The sequence below is a fragment of the Bifidobacterium saguini DSM 23967 genome, from assembly GCF_000741715.1.
Lineage (GTDB): Bacteria > Actinomycetota > Actinomycetes > Actinomycetales > Bifidobacteriaceae > Bifidobacterium > Bifidobacterium saguini.
The window spans coordinates 19,212-37,298 of record NZ_JGZN01000013.1 but is presented as its reverse complement, the minus strand read 5'-3'; the positions used below and the strand labels follow the sequence as shown (position 1 = coordinate 37,298).

The 18,087-nt window shown below is 56.2% G+C and carries 12 protein-coding genes, 2 tRNA genes and 1 pseudogene; 8 read left to right on the top strand and 7 right to left on the bottom strand.

What is annotated here, in order from left to right:
• Window positions 1-45 precede the first annotated feature (45 nt).
• A complete protein-coding gene (locus BISA_RS08510) occupies window positions 46-2,070 on the bottom strand; it encodes a Sau3AI family type II restriction endonuclease (protein WP_051917444.1) in 2,025 nt (674 codons plus the stop codon).
• Between the two features lie 710 nt (window positions 2,071-2,780).
• Here BISA_RS08510 and BISA_RS08505 point away from each other — a divergent pair.
• Window positions 2,781-3,113, top strand: a complete 333-nt coding sequence (locus tag BISA_RS08505) for a putative heavy metal-binding protein (protein ID WP_033891422.1) — start codon at window positions 2,781-2,783, stop codon at window positions 3,111-3,113.
• A gap of 96 nt (window positions 3,114-3,209) precedes the next feature.
• On the opposite strand, the gene BISA_RS08500 is transcribed toward BISA_RS08505, so the two are convergent.
• The 5 genes and pseudogenes from BISA_RS08500 to tgt all read right to left on the bottom strand — a co-directional run bounded on the left by BISA_RS08500 (window position 3,210) and on the right by tgt (window position 6,091).
• Window positions 3,210-3,806 carry a very short patch repair endonuclease gene (locus BISA_RS08500; protein WP_081890080.1) on the bottom strand — a complete coding sequence of 199 codons (597 nt, stop codon included), beginning with the start codon at window positions 3,804-3,806 and terminating at the stop codon, window positions 3,210-3,212.
• Window positions 3,807-3,898: 92 nt separating this feature from the next.
• On the bottom strand, window positions 3,899-4,225 hold the full coding sequence (locus tag BISA_RS13105; RefSeq protein WP_420308722.1) for a DivIVA domain-containing protein: 327 nt from the start codon (window positions 4,223-4,225) through the stop codon (window positions 3,899-3,901).
• Window positions 4,219-4,321 (bottom strand): annotated as a pseudogene (locus BISA_RS13525) (DivIVA domain-containing protein); the annotation flags it as partial. The pseudogene BISA_RS13525 and the gene BISA_RS13105, both read right to left, overlap by 7 nt.
• Before the next feature lie 164 nt (window positions 4,322-4,485).
• Window positions 4,486-4,571: transfer RNA gene (locus tag BISA_RS08490), tRNA-Leu, on the bottom strand.
• 209 nt (window positions 4,572-4,780) lie between these two features.
• Window positions 4,781-6,091 carry a tRNA guanosine(34) transglycosylase Tgt gene (gene tgt, locus BISA_RS08485; protein ID WP_033891420.1) on the bottom strand — a complete coding sequence of 437 codons (1,311 nt, stop codon included), beginning with the start codon at window positions 6,089-6,091 and terminating at the stop codon, window positions 4,781-4,783.
• Between the two features lie 206 nt (window positions 6,092-6,297).
• Between tgt and BISA_RS08480 the strand changes: the two genes are divergently transcribed.
• Both BISA_RS08480 and BISA_RS08475 read left to right on the top strand, forming a co-directional pair.
• Window positions 6,298-8,304, top strand: a complete 2,007-nt coding sequence (locus tag BISA_RS08480) for a S1C family serine protease (RefSeq protein ID WP_033891419.1) — start codon at window positions 6,298-6,300, stop codon at window positions 8,302-8,304.
• A 434-nt stretch (window positions 8,305-8,738) separates the two neighbouring features.
• Complete coding sequence (locus tag BISA_RS08475; protein ID WP_033891622.1) at window positions 8,739-10,937, top strand: heavy metal translocating P-type ATPase; 2,199 nt, start codon at window positions 8,739-8,741, stop codon at window positions 10,935-10,937.
• 132 nt (window positions 10,938-11,069) lie between these two features.
• Here the strand turns inward: BISA_RS08475 and BISA_RS08470 are convergent, their stop codons facing one another.
• Window positions 11,070-12,221 (bottom strand): ATP-binding protein, encoded by a 1,152-nt coding sequence (locus BISA_RS08470; protein ID WP_420308721.1) that lies wholly within the window; start codon window positions 12,219-12,221, stop codon window positions 11,070-11,072.
• Between the two features lie 684 nt (window positions 12,222-12,905).
• Between BISA_RS08470 and BISA_RS08465 the strand changes: the two genes are divergently transcribed.
• From BISA_RS08465 to fbaA, 5 genes are all read left to right on the top strand, one after another.
• Window positions 12,906-14,357: an FAD-dependent oxidoreductase gene (locus BISA_RS08465; protein WP_033891417.1), complete on the top strand. Its 1,452-nt coding sequence runs from the start codon at window positions 12,906-12,908 to the stop codon at window positions 14,355-14,357.
• Between the two features lie 150 nt (window positions 14,358-14,507).
• A complete protein-coding gene (gene htpX / locus BISA_RS08460) occupies window positions 14,508-15,449 on the top strand; it encodes a zinc metalloprotease HtpX (protein WP_033891416.1) in 942 nt (313 codons plus the stop codon).
• Between the two features lie 170 nt (window positions 15,450-15,619).
• Window positions 15,620-15,693: transfer RNA gene (locus tag BISA_RS08455), tRNA-Gly, on the top strand.
• 211 nt (window positions 15,694-15,904) lie between these two features.
• Window positions 15,905-16,834, top strand: coding sequence for a DMT family transporter (locus BISA_RS08450; protein WP_051917469.1), 930 nt, complete (start codon window positions 15,905-15,907; stop codon window positions 16,832-16,834).
• A 164-nt stretch (window positions 16,835-16,998) separates the two neighbouring features.
• Window positions 16,999-18,066 carry a class II fructose-bisphosphate aldolase gene (gene fbaA / locus BISA_RS08445; RefSeq protein WP_033891414.1) on the top strand — a complete coding sequence of 356 codons (1,068 nt, stop codon included), beginning with the start codon at window positions 16,999-17,001 and terminating at the stop codon, window positions 18,064-18,066.
• Window positions 18,067-18,087: the final 21 nt, after the last annotated feature.

Genomic DNA, 18,087 nt, shown 5'->3' with positions numbered 1-18,087 from the left:
CTGGATTCAGTATAGCCGAAAAAATGGATTTTTGATTAACTTGGTCTACGCGGTCTTCGGCAACAGTTCCTCAATTTGGCTGAACATATATTTCTGATTTAGCCACCAGGCTTGTTTGGTCATATAGTTCTCGGTATACATATCATGGTTGGAGGGACGGTTCTCCCAGCTTGCTGGGGCGGGCAATTGGCGGGCGTTATTTATCGTCTTTTTGTGATGCTTTCCGTTGGCGTCGTCATATTCGATTTGATATGGAGGACAATATTGAGATTTTGCTGCGTCGGGGCGGAGGTGCAATATTCGTTCATCTGATTCTTTGACGAAGTTGTTGTGTACCTTGCCGCCAGCGTAAATTAGATGAACACCGTTTCGTATCTTGGATACATCCTCTTCCCAGACGGATTTAATCATTCCATTCAAATCCTTTTCTGGCACATTCCAGAACTTGGCTCCAAGGAATTGTATGCCCGAAGGATTTGAGTCCTTCGAATTATTGTTATTGTTGTCGAATACAAGTAATAGAAAACGCTGTGTTTCTAGCAGTTTATATAAATCTGAATCTTCCCAGTGTTGCGAGGATAAGTGGAAGAAATCGGAGATTCCTTGTACCTTGAAGTTTTCTTTTGGTGCTCCGTGGAATAAAGTGATGGTTTTAATTCGTATTTGGTCATTGGAGAATTCTTCGACATTCATCGAGTTAAGCCCTGCATCGGTGTCCGCGGTCGTGTCCGGACTATTAATATTGAGCATGCGCTTTACTAATAAATAGACGATATTCTTCGGAGTTTTGTTTAAAGGCCAATTTAAATTAAAGGATTTGGCGATGTCGTTAAGTGTTTGTCCTCTATATGGATTGAAATAATCAAGAATTATTTCTTCGGTGGTTTTGTATGTTAGGGCTTTCGTGTCATGTATCAAACTCTGAAGAGTGGTGTCCTTGAGTATGTATTCCTGGAGTAAGGTAGTCATGAAACCTTGCTTGAAACAATAGGCGCGGCTCTTGGCTTGCTGTCCGTTTGACTGGACTGTGAATCGATAGTCGCTATTGCCTTTCGTGCATGTACCCAGAGTGCGGGTCATTGATTCGGTGAGTTCATTGGCCCTCCCCTGTTTGATTAGTTTATGTATTCTGGTCCAATCCTCTTCTATTTCGACCATATGTTTATCGGATAAACGTATGAGATTATCTTGAGGAAAATCGGGCTCATTGATATCTTCAAGAGCGAGTAGATTTGCATATTTGACTTTATAGCGTAGCTTATCTTCTGTTTCCTTCTTTTTGGATACATCTCTACGCAGATATTGTATAATTTCAATATATTTATTTTTATTCCAAAAAGAGCTTGTTGTAAAGGTGGATTTCTCCTCGTTCTTATAATTAATGATATTAAGTACGAGTCTTTCTCCTGCCTTGAATTCGATTTCTCCTGTTTTTGTCTTTTTGAAATCTATTGGTGTAACTTTTAATTCAACTCCAGCTTCCGGAAAATCGGGTGCAGAAATATTGTCCGCAGGGTGATTAAACCAGACTTGTTCGATTACGTTCCCAGGATAGCCTTTATTATTGGGGTTTTTGGTGTTGTCAGAATCGATTTCTCCTAATGTTAGATTTATTGCATCTAAAGCATGTTCTTGTATTGCTTTTTTGGTGCGATATTCACTTTCCCCGAATAATGGTGACATAACTCGGTCGGCTGCTTTTTGGTCGATATTAGACCAAACATGATTTGCCATATCGGCTTGAGACAGCCAGAGCAGTTCCGTTCCATCAGGTAAGTGATTAATGATGTTAGTGGGGTAGCAAATATATGTCGTGACGCGATATCTAGTTCCATTTTGGGTGAGATTGGTGCGACATAATTCCGAACCAATTGATAACTCACCATCATAAAGGCCTTTCAGCGTGCGTTCCAGTGTGTCGGCAGGCCCCTCCCCATTGTAGGTAATTCCACCGGGCAACGTCCATTGATTATTCGGATTGGCGGGACGGATGCAGGCTACGAGTCTATTGCTATCCAAACATATGGCTTTTATGATTTGTATTGTCTTTTTCTTTTGTGAGCTAAACATTGAGGCCTCCAACTTTGCTTTGTAACTTTCGGAGCTATATAAAAGTATATTTTATCGGTGCTGGAGCTCAATAATTGCGAATGCTCCACAAGGAATAAAGTCCATCGCATTCGTTCCTGAGGATTTAATTCCACTGCTTCGTGCGGCGCTTCAAGGGGACGATGCAGCTGCGGAGGAGTATGCGGGTTTGACTGAGGGTATGTAAGGGTCTTTTTCTTGTCCTGATAGACCGAAAGTTCGTTCTGGCAGTATCGGGGTGGATTTCTGTGCCACGCAAATGCAAGTCAAGACATTTTGCAGTTGCGTGGCAAAGATGCCTTTGAAAATCGCGTCGACCGAGAAATTCCTCGTGGAGAAAATGGCGGAATTTCAGGGATTTCTACAATTGAATATTGCTCGATACGTGTGCTTGGATGGAAATCCGTGCCACGCAACTGCAAAATGCCTCGAAATGCGGTTCCGTGGCATAAATCATTGTCCCGGTAGCGAGCTGAAACGTTGCATTGCACAACCGGGACAGATAATCGATAGCTAATCAGCAAACGCGCGCCGGAAATACCCTCGCTGACTTACGGACACCGCCAATCGGGACATAATCGCAGGGCTTTCGTCTGGTCTCATGCCAGTTCGTGAGCGATTGCTTATAGGATTGCAGTAAAACCGCGCGAATATCACCCGCGCTGCAACACCAGAGCCAAAGGAAACTCACCATGATTCTTGTCACCACCACGCCGTCGGTCGACGGCTATGTCATCACCAATTACCAGGGCATTGTGTTCGGCGAAGTGGTCGCCGGCGTGAACATGTTCAAGGATATCGGCGCGAGCTTCCGCAACGTGTTCGGTGGTCGCAGCCAGGGCTATGAGGAGGAGCTGACGAAGGCGCGCAACGAAGCCATCGCTGAAATGCAGCAGCGTGCCGAGGCGATAGGCGCGCACGCGGTAGTCGGCGTTGACATTGACTACGAAGTGCTCGGCGCGGACGGCTCCATGCTCATGGTCACCGCCTCCGGTACCGCCGTGCAGCTCGCGCGCCAAGGTTGAGATCCACTCAGAATCATGTGCAATCAAATACAGCCAAGAACCGTGGGACTTTTACTAGTATGGCAAGTAAAAGTCCCACTGCATTGCTGAGCTGTACTACTGCATTAGTAACAGTTTGGGATTGCTTTCGGTGCTATTGCCTCCAACAATCTGCTCATACAACTTACCCAGCCGCTCCTCGCGCGTAGCCTTTGCTAGCTCGCACTCCCACACCACGATGACGCGCCACCCAGCGGCTTCAAGCTCGGCATGCTGGGCGGCGTCGCGCGCTCGATTACGCAGCAGCTTCGCCGTCCAGAACTCCACATTCGACTTCGGCATCGAATGCTTCGTGCAGCCTTCATGCATATGCCAGAAGCAGCCGTTTACAAACACGATTGTGCGATACTTCGGCAACACCACATCCGGATGTCCGGGATAGCGCTTGTCATTCTTGCGAAATCGCAGGCCGCGACGGAACAGATAACTGCGCACCAGCACTTCAATCGACGTATCCTTGCCGCGGATGTGCGACATTGTGTACGACCGCGTACCGCGCGCGTACTTCTCAGGCGCGGTGGATTTGCGGGGCTTTCGCAATTTCCTGTGCGTTGCGGATTTCCTCGGTAGTGCAGCTGCCGCAGTTGCCGTCGATGCGACCGATGCGTCGTCAGAGTACTGCTTATGCTCGCTGTTGCTGCCTGCAGTACCCATCGCATCTCCTCTTCCCGCGCTTTGCCGGCTTTCCCACCATACTGATCAGTCTCGCCTACAGCAGCAGCGTCGGTCGCCGGTGTTACTGCCGATTACCACGGAACCTGTGCGTTGCCACCGGAGAACGGGTCCTCGCCAGAGGTGCTGGAGCTGTCAGTGACGCTGGGCGAGCCACTGTCGAAGCGGTTGGCGTTGTCCTTTGATGAAACAACCGAGGGCGCGGCAGCCGTAGCTACAGACGCATTGTTCGTATCGCTCTTGTTGTCGGACGGAGCAACGGTCACGCCATTGGCCAGCTCGGTGAGGAATTCATCAACCTCGCCGGTATCATATCCCTCCTTGAACCGTACGGTCTGGAAGGTCTGCGCGGCGATTTCCGCGGGAGTCATAGGATTTCCTGCTTTAGCGCGGGCGACCACCTGGTCGAGAAAAACGTCGACCTCATCGACGTCGTACCCTTCCTTGAATCGCACGGTCTGAAACGTCTTAGTCTCGATGTCCTTTACGCTGACCATAGAGCCATCCCCCCCCCCACTGTTCCTTGCGCGCATATTGCGTGCGTTGCACTGCTTACAGTCTACTCGTCAGATGCAGTGCAAAGTCGCCATCGGATCGCGGTAACAACGGTGCGGCGAAAAGCAAAAGGGCCGGAACCTTTCGGTTCCAGCCCTTTACTTGCTGGTGCGAGTGGGGGGAGTTGAACCCCCACGAGCATACACTCACTGCCACCTGAAGACAGCGCGTCTACCATTCCGCCACACTCGCAGACAATCGGCTAATTTACACCCGAAGGCGCAATTGCACAATCCTCGGCGTGTCGTGTGGTGCTTGGGGCAGACTTGGCCTGCTCATTCATTTGCTCGCGGGGGAGTTGAACCCCTACGAGCAGTTACCGTTGCGAGCGATATCCGATTCAGGTTGTTGCGCGCGAAAGCAGTACTAGGCGTGTATGCCTACCGTCGCAGTCCCGGCTCTCACAGACCCGGCTTGCGCTCGCCGTTGCCGTAGAAGTGGGCCAGCGCTTCGTCGCGGAACTCCTCGAAGTAGCCGCCGTCGATTGAAGCGCGAATATCGTCGAGCAACTTTACGAAGAAGTGCTCGTTGTGAATCGTGGCCAGCGTGAAGCCGTTGAACTCACGGGCACGCAGCAGATGATCCACGTAGGCGCGCGAATAATGCTGGCAGGTGTAGCAGGTGCAGCCTTCCTCCAGCGGACCGAAGTCGAACTTGTGCTGCGCGCGCTTGATGTTGTAGCGGCCATTGCGCGTGAAAATCGCGCCATTACGGGCGCAGCGGGCGGGGGCCACGCAGTCGAATGTGTCGCCGCCGTTCTCCACGCAGGCGAAAATATCGTCCACGGAAGCGATGCCCAGCACATGACGCGGGCGGTTTTCCGGCATCGCGTCGCAAATCCAGGCGCAAGTGTCGCCAATAATGCGCTTCTCGATCGCGCCGCCGATGCCCACACCGTCGAAATCAAGCGAGGCGATCTGCTCGGCCGCGTGACGGCGCAAATCCTCATAATTCGCGCCCTGCACTACGCCATACAGTGCCTGATACGGCTTGCCAAGGCGCTCGGCAGTCAGTCGCTCGTGCTCGGCCACGCAACGCTTGGCCCAGCGGAACGTGCGTTCCACCGAATCCTCCTGGTAAGAACGGGTGTTCATCAACGTGGTGAGCTCGTCGAACGCGAACATGATGTCTGCGCCCAGCTTGTGCTGGATGCCCATCGAAATCTCAGCGGAGAAGCGGTGCGAATCGCCGTTGAGCGGGGACTTGAACGTCACGCCGTCCTCGTCCACCCAGGCCATGCGTTCCTTGCCTTTGGCGATGATGTCGTCCGACTTCATGCCGGTCACGTCCATCGCCAGCGTCTTCTTGAAACCGACGCCCAAAGACATCACCTGGAAGCCGCCGGAATCGGTGAAGGTCGGGCCATCCCAGTTCATGAAGCGCGCCAGTCCGCCCGCAGCATCCAGCACGTCCTCGCCGGGGCGCTCGAACAGGTGAAACGCATTGGCGAGCAAGCATTGTGCACCGAGATCCTTCATCTGCTCGGGCAGCACGGCTTTCATGGCCGCCTGCGTGCCCACTGGCACGAACGCTGGGGTTTTGATATCTCCATGAGGGGTGTGGATGATGCCGGTGCGGCCGTAGCGTGCGCCGTCACGTCCAAGGCCGTTCGCCGTGGACGAAAGTCGTGTGATGGTTTCAAAGCTGAATGCGCTGCGGTCGCCGGGCTGGCCGGGTTGCGCGCCGCGCGGATGTTCAAGAAGGCTTGTCATGGTTTCACTTTAGGCAAAAGGGCGGGAAAAGAACACGGATATCCATATGACTCTACGCAGATTACGCATAGACTTTCAACCAACATTCAGAAAACCTCCAGATTGGATGCCTTTACTACAGAGGTAGAGCACGAGAGGTGCAGGCCAGCTGGTGAACGGTGAGACCGACACCAAGAGACGTAATAGACATCATCAAAGGAGCAGCAATGGCTGACGAATTCAACCCGCAGGGCGTCGACCAGACCCCGCAAGAATCGCAGAACGATTCGCAAAACAACACGCAACCCATTCAGCCGCAGCCGGCCGCCAATGAGCCGGCTTCTGCTGGTACCGGACTGGACGCTACCCAGCCCATCGCCAGCCCGGATGTCACTGCCACCGCTCCGCAGGCAGCGGTAACTGAACCGATTCCGGATTATGCTTCCGCCAAGGGCGAGAGCACGGTGGTTTCCTCTTCGCCTTCTGCCGATGATGACGCTAATGCAGGCGCCCCGGCTTCTGACCCAGCCGCCACAACCCCGCTGTACCGACCGGCCCCTGAGTTCGGCGCGTATGGTCCAGTGCCAACCGCTAACCAGCCCAGCCAGCAGCCCACACAGCCTACCCAGCCGCTGCCATTCGGCCAGTCTGCACCCCAGCAGCCGCAGCCGGGCAACCGCAACCCGTACTTCACCAACAACCCGCAGCCGGGCACGCCGTCCAACGGCAACCCGTTTGCCCCGCAGGGCGCTCCGCAGAACGGGCAAAGCAACGACAATGGCTCTCATGGGTTCTTTGGCTTCGGCGCTCGCAACAATGCGAACAACGCCAATGCTGCTGGTACTCCGGGCACTCCGAACGGTACGACTCCGGGTGCGCCGGGCCAGCCGGGCTTTCCTCAGCCGGGCGCGGGCTCTCCGCAGGCGGCAACCAAGGCTCCGAGCAAGGTTGCAACCAGCGTTATTTCCGCGGTGATTGCAGCCGTTGTGGCCGCCGCCCTGTGCCTCGGCCTCGGCTATGCCGCCATCACCTACGGCTGGGTGACCGTGCCAACCTCCAGCTCCTTGGCCAACGTGACTTCCAATAAGTCCGGCTCCGGCTCCGCAACGGCCAAGACTGGCGAAGCGCCTGACTGGCAGACCGTCGCCAGTGACGTTTCCGGCTCTGTGGTCTCCATCCAGACCCAGCTGAGCAACGGCACGGCCAAGGGCTCCGGCGCCATCATCAGCACCGAAGGCTACATCGTGACCAACAACCACGTCATCTCCGGTGCACAGCAGATTCAGGTGACGCTTGCCAACGGCACCATGTACACCGCCCAGCTCGTCGGCACTGATACCACCACCGATATCGCCGTCATCAAGCTTGACAATGCTCCGAGCGATCTGAAGGCCGTGGAATTCGCCGATTCCGACAAGCTCGCCGTCGGCGAGAACGTGATGGCCATCGGCAACCCGCTCGGCTACGACGACACCGCCACTACCGGCATCGTCTCCGCCCTGAACCGCCCGGTGACCGTGACCGACGACAACAACAATGAAATCGTGACCAACGCCGTGCAGATTGATGCCGCCATCAACCCCGGCAACTCCGGTGGCCCGACCTTCAACGCGGCCGGTCAGGTGATCGGCATCAACTCCTCGATCGCCTCCACCGCCACGTCCTCTGATTCCGCCGGTTCCATCGGCATCGGCTTCGCCATCCCGTCCAACCTGGTCAAGCGCGTGGCCAACGAAATCATCAAGGACGGTTCGGCAACGCATGTGGCCCTCGGCGTGACCATCAAGTCCGACACCGTTGAAGCGGACGGCGTGACCCGCGGCGGCGCCACCATCACCAAGCCGACCGCCGGTGGTTCTGCAGTGGTCTCCGGCGGCCCGGCCGACAAGGCAGGCCTCAAGGAAGGCGACACCATCGTGGCCTTCAACGGCAACGCGGTGAACAACAACTACTCGCTGCTCGGCTTTGTGCGCGCCTCCGCCCTGGGCGACAAGGCAACGCTGACCATCGTGCGCGACGGCAAGACTATGGATGTGGATGTGACGCTGGATCAGGAAGAGTCCGCCGTGAACGGTTCCTCCAGCTCTAACTCGAACAATTCCAATGGCAATAGCCAGAACGGCAATGGCAATAGCCAGAACAACCAGAACGGCAACGGTTCCAACGGCAATGGCAACAGCGACGGCGGCACCGGCGACGACGGTGGCTTCACTGATCCGTTCGGCCTCTGGTAAACCGCCCAGCACACGTCACATGACGTTGGGCGGCCACCGCTGAACGCCATGTCCGACAATCAAAGGACCGTGGAGGGATATCCCCCACGGTCCTTTTGCGTTGCGTGGGTCCTCGCATGGGAATTTCGCATGTGCGAGACATCAAAGTCCGACGCATACGGCACCATTGCAGATGCAATCACATTGCGATAACTGAATAATTCTATACGCCGTGTATCGGAAGGTCGCGCAGGCGCAGCAAGCACGCGGAAACTAAGGCCATCAGAGCCGCATCCGCTGAAAGCTGCCCGGCATAGACGCCGGTGGGTTAACAAGGCGTGACCATGTGCCGATTGGTGGCTGGCCACGCGACTGCATACCCGCATCCGCCCGCCTCCTCGCTGCAACAGCTGACCGCAGCAATCGGCCCCGTATACGAGCGTAAGGAGTATGAGATGCACAATCTCGTCCGATTCTTCACACGACTGTCTGCCGCAGCCATCCGCGTTTGCAAACTGGTACCGATGCTGCCGGTAGTCATTATCGCTGCAATTCCCTTGGCTGCACTTGGCGATTGGTGCCCGTGGGGGAGTGCGGTGGCCCTGCCGATTCTCGATAATCCTAGCGTCGGCCAGTGGCTGGTCATTGCTCTGGTACTGATTATTGTGACTGACACTGTCCGCGGCATGATCGACGACATTCGCCACGGCCAGGTCGGCGTCGATCTGCTCGCCGTGATGGCGATGCTTTCCACCGTGGCGGTGCACGAATACTGGGCCAGCTGGGCGGTCACATTGATGATTACGTCTGGCGAGGCCATCGAGGAGTACGCGCAAAGCAAGGCCGAGCACAGCCTGACTGCACTGGTCAAAGCCGCCCCGCAAACCGCGCACGTCGTGACGTTGCCCGGCGTAGGCCGCAATACAGCCCAAAATGATACAGCCGATGATGGCTTCCGCCGCACTGCTACCGCACAAGCCGCGGCGGCCCAGCATTTCACTACGGTTCCGGTTGCCCAAGTGCAGCCGGGCGATGTGCTGATGGTGCTGCCCGGTGAGATCGTGCCGGTGGATGGCGAGCTGCTCTCCGGTGAGGCGACGCTGGATTTGAGTGCGATCAATGGCGAGCCGGTGCCGCGCACGGTGTTCGCGGGCGCTCGCGTGATGTCGGGCGCGGTCAACGGTTCAGCAGCGCTCACTATGCGTGCAACTCAGCCGGCAGCCGAATCGCAGTACCAGCGCATTCTCCAGCTGGTCGAGTCCGCCCAAGAATCCCGCCCAGCCGTAGTCAAGACCGCTGACCGATTGGCGGTACCGTTCACTGTGCTGTCGCTGGTGATTGCAGGTATCGCTTGGGCAGTATCCGGCATTCCGACGCGATTCGCGCAAGTGCTGGTGCTCGCCACTCCGTGCCCGCTGCTGATTGCGGCGCCAGTGGCCTACATCGCCGGCACTGGCCGATTGGCTGCGGCCGGCGTGCTCATCAAAACCCAAGATGTGCTGGAAAATCTTGGCCGCGTTACCCAGATCTTCTTCGATAAGACCGGTACGCTCACGGTCAAGCAGCCGCAGGTGGTGCGCGTAGAGATGCTGCCGGGCGTCAAGACGCAGCTGAATGAGGATCACGTGCTGATGATGGCCGGCGTGGTGGAAGGCTACTCAGTGCACATTCTCTCCAAAGGCATTGCAAAGGCTGGCGCGGAGGCGATGGCTCGATTGCGTGCCCGGTTTGCAGCCGGTCAGCGCGATTGCCCGGAGCCGGAGGCGAGTATGCCCGGGCATGGCCGCGACTATCCGGTGGTGAAGCACATTGAGGAGGAGTCTGGCAAGGGCGTATCCGGCGAAGTGAACGGACATACGGTCTGTGTCGGGCGACTGTCGTTCGCTGCCGCGCAGAAAGACGGCTTCTTGGCAGCGGGCTCCCGAGACGTGCGTACGCGATTCGGGATGCTGCAGCCGGATGAGATGGCGTCCTACGTGTCCGTGGACGGTCAGCTGATTGCCCGCATTGTGCTGCGTGATGTGCCGCGCGCCAACGCCAAGATCGCGCTCGCTGCCCTGCATGAGCTCGACGTTGACAAGCTCACCATGCTCACTGGGGACAAGCGTGCTGCTGCCGAGATTATCGCCCGTGAAGTCGGCATCGATGAGGTTCACGCTGAACTCTTCCCAGAGGATAAGGTGGCCGCGGTCGCGGCGGCGACTAGGAGTGAATCCGACGGCCATATACATGGCGGGCGGCTGGGTGGCTACGTTTCGTTCAAGTCGCGCACAGGAGCTCCGCTGCATCGTGAGTCCTCCACTGTGAAGCCTGTCATCATGATGGTGGGCGACGGCGTGAACGACGCCCCAGTGCTGGCCGCCGCCGACCTCGGCGTCGCCATTACCGACGGCACTTCCACCGCCGCCTCGGAAAGCGCGCAAATCGTCATCATGAACGACGACATCGCCGCCGTGCCGCGCGCTATCGTCATCGCCCGCCGCACCAAGCGCATCATGCTACAGGCCGTGATTGCCGGCCTCGCGCTCGCCGTCATCGGCATGATTGCAGCCGCTTTCAACTTGATTCCGGTGGTGGTCGGCGCCTTCCTGCAGGAGGCCATCGACGTGGTCTCCATCCTCTGGGCCCTCACCGCTGTGTTGGATCGGGATTAAGCGGGGGCGTTGCTTTCGCCTGATTCGAGGTTTTCTCACTGGCGAATACAAGTGGGGGCTCTCTCTGTAATAAGAGAACCCCCACCGACGTAGAGCGCTTCAGCCTTGCGCCGAAGCAACGTTTTCAGCATATCACCGCTTGCCATTGAGCCAATCGGTTGCAGTAGTAACGTGGATGCCTTGCGAGGTGTAACTTTGCTCGACTCTGCCCACTACGTACTGCTGTGCTTTTGGAATGCCAAGCACATCGCCGATTAAAGTCAGGTGTCGGGCGAATCGGTCATGATAGGTCTGCCCGGATTTGATCTCAATCATCAAGCGATTGTTCGGGTCGGTGAAATCAAGCAGATCCACTTCAACCTTGCTGGCGTCACGGTAGAAGAACAATTGCGGATCCCGACCGGCATTGAGATGCCACTTCATGGTCTCCGCGATAATAAGGTTCTCGAAAATGTCCCCAAATTTCGGATGAGCGATGAGCGCCTCAACCGTATGGATTCCTAACAAATAGCACAGCAGGCCGGTGTCGTAGAAATACAATTTCGGCGTCTTGACGACCTGTTTGCGTGCGTTCGTGTAGAACGGCATGAGATGGAACGCCAGGTAGCTGGATTCCAGAATTGAGGTCCATGCTTTTACTGTGCGAGGACTTACGCCTAGCTCGTTGGCAATGTTTGTGTAATTCACTAATGCGCCGGAACTCAGTGCACATAGTGTCAGGAATCGGCGGAAATCAGCCAAATTGCGCACATCAAGATATTCGGAAACATCGCGTTCGATATAAGTGTCGATGTAATTCGAAAAGAACAGGTTGAGCGGCATCCCTGTATCGTAAATGCGCGGATAGCCGCCCTGCAGCATAAACGAATCCGCAGTAAGTGAAGGATTCGCGTCGCATGCTTCCTGATACGAGAGCGGTAGCAATTTAACCAATCCGACTCGGCCTGCCAACGATTGCTGAATGCGTTTCAGCAGCAGGAAATTCTGCGAACCCGAAAGCACGTATTGCCCTTGTTCTCCGCGTTCGTCAGATACGACTTGGATCATCGAAAACAGATCTGGAGCGTATTGTGCCTCGTCCACAATGAGTTTGGATGGGCGCTGGCGAATGAACCCCACCGGGTCATCGATTGCAGCCTTGCGGGTTTGAGGATTCTCCAGATTCACGTAGTCATAATCGGGGAATATGGCTTTGGCCATTGTCGATTTGCCGCTTTGGCGCGGTCCGGTGATGGAAACAACCGGAAACCATTGTGCCAGCTGTTGCGCCTGTTTCCCTAGCATGCGTGGAATCATCGCCACTCCCCTTCCCCATAATCCTACATTAGTGATTACCATAATCTTACATTAGGAATCCCCATAATCTGACATTAGTGATTACCATAATCGTGCAGTGCCTCACTGCTATAGCTCCTGTATGTCCCGATTCTTATCTGCAACGTTGAAATTTGCTACGGAGACAAGATTTCTTGTCTCGGTAACGGATTTCGGTGGTTTTCGTAATACCGGGACAGATTGTTGTGCCCAAATGCGGTTGACCGTCAAATATCATAATTCGGAATTGTTGGAATTCCGCCATTTTCTTCCTGACCGACGTGCGTAAAGTAAGACAAACCTGTCTCGGTAATCCCAAATTGGTCAAATTGGCATACCGGGACATGAAATGCTGTCTCGGTAAGACAAAAGGGGATGATTTTCGCTGCCGGGACACCGTGACTGGTGGCTTTATTCGGAAAACTGGTCTTGTGGTGCGATTCAGCGACTGACTCGCGGATTCGCCACGCTGAGGAGCCGCCAGTGTGGTATTCCCTCGGTCGGTCCGAGGTTCTGTCCCGCTGCAATTAATTGAGCGCCCCGTATGCAGCTCCATGTGTCCTTACGCTCCTGAGCTTCGCCACATATAACATCACAGAATTCCCACTGCCTTACCCCTGTTGCCGCGGCAGGCTTTGCGATAACCTGTAACGCGTGACTGAATCTGTGAATAATGAACTTCGTATTGCTGTAATTGGCGCTGGTCCGGCCGGCGTCTACTCGTCCGACATCTTCCTGCGCCAGCTCAAGAAGCTGGGCGAGGAGCTCGGCCTCGGCACCAAGGCTCGCATCGACCTGTTCGAGAAGCTGCCGGTGCCGTTCGGCCTGGTGCGTTACGGCGTGGCCCCCGACCACCCGTCCATCAAATTTATCGCCTCCGCGCTCGAGAAGACGCTCGACAACCCGGACATCCACCTCTACTGCGATGTGGAATTCGGTAAGGATGTAACCCTCGAAGACCTGCTCGCCCGCTACGACGCCGTGCTGTTCGCCACCGGCGCTGTGAAGGACAAGCCGCTGAACCTGCCCGGTGCCGACCTCGACGGTGTGTACGGCGCCGCCAAGTTTGTGGAATGGTACGACGGCTACCCCACCGGCGCCCGTGAATGGCCGCTGACTGCCGAAAACGTGGCCGTGATTGGCGGTGGCAACGTGGCTATGGACGTGGCCCGCGAGCTGATGCGTAACGCTGATGATCTCAAGGCCAAGACCGACATTCCGGACAATGTGTACGAAGGCATCGGCCAGAACAAGGCCAAGGTACTGCACCTGTTCATCCGCCGTGGCGTGGCTCAGGCCAAGTTCAGCGTGCAGGAGCTGCGCGAGATGGAGAAGCTGCCCGGCGTGCAGCTGATCATCAACGAAGACGACTTCGACCTGGACGACGAGACCATCGAGGTGGCCGGCAAGGACAAGCTCACCCGCCAGATGGTCGAGGAGCTGTTCGCCGTGCGTGAGATGGCCGAAGACATGGAAGACGACGGCGATGTGGACTTCGAGGGCAACCCGGCCGACCGCAAGTACTATATCCACTTCAACTCCGCTCCCACTGAGGTGCTCGGTGAGGATGGCAAGGTAAAGGCCATCCGCGTGGAGCGCACCGAAACCGGCGCAGACGGCAAGATGCACCGCACCGGCGAATTCACCGACTACCCGGTTGAGGCCGTGTACCACGCCATCGGCTACAAGCCGGCTGAGGCTCCGGGCATCGCTTACGACGAGCACGGCGCTCACCTGGCCAATGCCAACGGTGACGGCCGCATCACCACCGAAGCCGAGGGCGGCGAAGTGCGCGATCGCCTGTACGCCACCGGTTGGGCCAAGCGCGGCCCGGTGGGCCTGATTGGCTCCACCAAGTCTGACGCTCTGGCCATCGTGACCAACATGCTCGAAGATCTGGCCAAGGCCGCCGAAGGTGGCCGCGTGGCTGAGGACCGCGACCCCGAATCCATCGACCGCCTGCTCGCCGAGCGTGGCGTCAAGCCGATCGACTTCGCCGGCTGGAAGAAGGTCGATGCCTTCGAGCGTGCCGAGGGTGCGAAGGAAGGCCGCGAGCACAAGAAGGTCATCGAGCCCGATCAGATGCGCGAACTCGCCCTGGCCTGAGCCTATTGGTCGGATTAGCCGGCTGATTGGTATTGCTGTGAAACTGTCCGCTTCTCTTATGCAGAGGAACGGGCAGTTTGGTATTCTCGCCCGAATTTCTCCCCGCGCGTATCCAGCAATCATCCAGCTAGCCTCCTTAGGCTGGGCCTCATGAATGGCAAGGTAAGGGTGCATGGTCATTTCAATGGCCTGAAGACTACGCTGTTGTTTGGCTTGATGTGGGCCATCATCATGCTGATTTGGTGGGCGACTGGTGGAAGTCGCGGCACACTTGGTATCTACATTGTTATTGGCCTAGCCACTACCTTCTTCTCCTACTGGTTCTCAGATAAACTCGCCATCGCATCTATGGGAGCGCGCGAAGTCAGCGAGCAGGAAGCTCCCGAAATCTATCAGATTGTGCGTGAGTTGAGCGCAAGAGCCGGCAAACCAATGCCGCGCATTTACATCGCTCCCACGATGAGCCCCAACGCTTTCGCTACCGGCCGCAATGAGCGCCATGCCGCTGTCTGTTGCACCCGGGGTATTTTGCAGATTCTGAATGCCCGTGAGCTGCGCGGTGTGTTGGGACATGAGTTGATGCATGTCTATAATCACGATATTTTGACGTCTGCAATTGCCTCCGCTATGGCTACTGTGATTACATATTTGGGTTATTCGCTGATGTACTTCGGCGGTGGCTCGCGCGACAGTCGAGACAATAATTCCGGTGGATTAGGGCTGATTGGTGTGCTGTTCAGCGCAATCTTGGCTCCGATTGCAGCCTCGCTGATTCAGATGGCCATCTCCCGTACACGCGAATACGATGCCGATGAAGATGGCAGCCTGTTAACAGGAGATCCAGAGGCGCTGGCTTCCGCTCTCAATAAGATTTCATATGGTGCGCAAACCACGCCGATGCGCAAAACCGCGGGCACGCAATCGGTAAGCGCCATGATGATTGCAAACCCGTTCTCTTCAGTTGGTTTCTCTAAGCTGTTCTCCACCCATCCGCCGACCGATCAGCGCATCGCCCGTCTCATGCAAATGGCTCAGGAAATGAACGGCGGCCAGCCTCTAGCTGCCCCATATCCCGTACACGCTTTGCGCTAACGCGAATTTTGGCTCCCCTTGTTAGGGGAGCTGGACCGCGAAGCGGGACTGAGGGGTAGTAGGAGCAAAGCCCAAAAACAGCATTGGCTCAGCCGATGCCGCTTCAACTGTGCTACAGTAGCTATTTGTGCGTCATCGCAACTGGTGGTTTTCGGTTGTGCGAGTCGCATGCGGACGTAGTTCATCGGTAGAATGAAAGCTTCCCAAGCTTTAGAGGCGGGTTCGACTCCCGTCGTCCGCTCCATTGCAAATCGTTGAAATTCCAACGTTTCCAACTCTCTTAGGATTAAAGAATTCTTTTGCGTGGACACCATAAAGTCACGACTGCGGTTGAAATAACGCTGAAGTGACTGCACGCGCAGCCGATCCCCAGTCGTGTCGCTCGCCTGACGAGCGTACAGTGAGCCGCTGTGACATCTCCCGCAACCAATCCAGCCGAGCCGCAGTCGTCGCGTATGCAGTCGCACCGCATAGGGCAATCCAAGCGAACACCCACCTTCGAACGCACTCCGCACGATATTGTGATTGGTGCATTGCTGGTGCTCGCAGGTGGTACCTTGTGGGGCGTCAATGCCACCGTATCCAAGCTGCTGATGGGAAACTACCATGCCGATCCACTGTGGATCGCATGCGTACGCGAACTGGCTGCTGGTGCAATCTTCATCGCATGCTCCGCATCGTTCACGCCAAAGTTGCTGATTGGTGCGCTGAAAGATCGCAAATCGTATTGGAAACTGCTGGCATGCTCGCTGATTTGCGTGCTGTTCGTGCAAGTCGCGTATCTCAAGGCTATCGATTGGACGAATTCCGGCACTGCAACCGTGCTACAGACGCTGAACTTGCTGTTTGTGCTGGCCATCGTATGCGTTCGCGGGCAGCGATTGCCGCGAGTCAAGGAAAGCATTGGCATTGCGCTGGCGTTTGCCGGCACGGTGCTCATCGCCACTGGAGGCGATTTGAGTCAGCTGAGTCTGCCGCTCGCGGGTCTGTTCTGGGGATTATTGGATGCACTGTGCACATCCATCATGTCGATTGCGCCGATTGCGATGATGGCGCGATGGGGTAATTTCACCGTCAACGGCATCATGTTTGTGATTTCCGGGCTGATTCTGCTGCCGATTGTGCGGCCGTGGGCCACCGCGCCTTCGTTGGACGCTGTTGGACTGGGATTGATTGCATTCACGATTATTGGCGGCACGTTTGGCGCGTATTGGCTGTTTTTGGCCGGCACACAGCGGTGTGGGGCGATGCGTGCCACAATGCTCGGCACCAGCGAGCCGGTGACCGCCACCATCACCGGTGTGCTGTTTGCCGGGGCTGTGTTTACGCCAACCGATTTGGCCGGATTCGCAATGATTCTGATTATGGTGTTCTTAGTGCGGTAAGGCTGTAGTAGTCAGCGGCGTATTTTCACGAGATATGCATTGATTTCGAAATGTTGAGCTGCTGTGGCGACCAAGGCCGAAATTTTACCGAGATGTGACCAATTGCACAGCCATACGTAACCATGTGTGCGGCGAGCGGGCATGGTGGGGGACATAATGAAACCATGACAATTGCAACACCGGAACGTTATGCCGAAATGCTGGATGCCGCTCGCCGCGGTGGTTACGCTTACCCAGCCATCAATGTGACCAGCACGCAGACGCTGAACGCCGCATTGAAGGGATTTGCCGATGCCGAATCGGATGGCATCATTCAGATTTCCGTAGGCGGTTCCGCATACGTGTCCGGTCAAGGTGTGAACGATCGCGTCACTGGTTCGTTGGCGCTCGCCGCATTCGCGCATGTGGTGGCGGCTAAATATCCGAACATCACCGTGGCTCTGCACACCGATCACTGCGCCAAGCAGTACTTGGACGACTGGGTGCGTCCGCTGCTGGCTTACGAGGCGGATGAAGTGGCGCACGGCAAGGAGCCGACGTTCCAGTCGCATATGTGGGATGGCTCCACTGTGCCGCTGGGTGAGAACCTGGATATTGCCGAGGATTTGCTGGAGAAGTCTCAGGCTGCGCACACGATTCTGGAAATTGAAATCGGCGCGGTCGGTGGCGAGGAAGATGGCCACTCCGCGGAAATCAATGAAAAGCTGTATTCCACGCCGGAAGATGGTCTGGCAGTGGCTCGTCGTCTGGGTTTGGGAGAGCGCGGCCGTTATATGGCTGCGTTCACGTTCGGCAATGTGCATGGTGCATACAAGCCTGGTGTGGTGAAGCTGCGCCCGGCACTGTTGGGCGAGATTCAGGCGCGCGTGGCTCGTGCCGTGGCGGAAGGCGAGCTGCCGAGTGCCGCAGGCCAGGTGACGTTCCCGAATGGCAAGCCGTTTGAGCTGGTGTTCCACGGCGGCTCCGGCTCTCGCCCGGAAGAGATCGCCGAGGCAGTGAGCTACGGCGTGGTCAAGATGAACATCGACACTGATACGCAGTATGCGTTCACGCGCCCGATTGCCGACCATGTGTTCGAAAACTACGACAAGGTTTTGAAGATCGACGGCGAAGTGGGCGAGAAGAAGTTCTATGACCCACGCTCCTGGGGCCGCAAGGCCGAGGCGGGTATGACGCAGCGTGTTATCGAGGCCTGCCAACAGCTCGGTTCCGCCGGCAAGGCGCTGAAGTAACGTTCCATTAGCTTCTTAGCG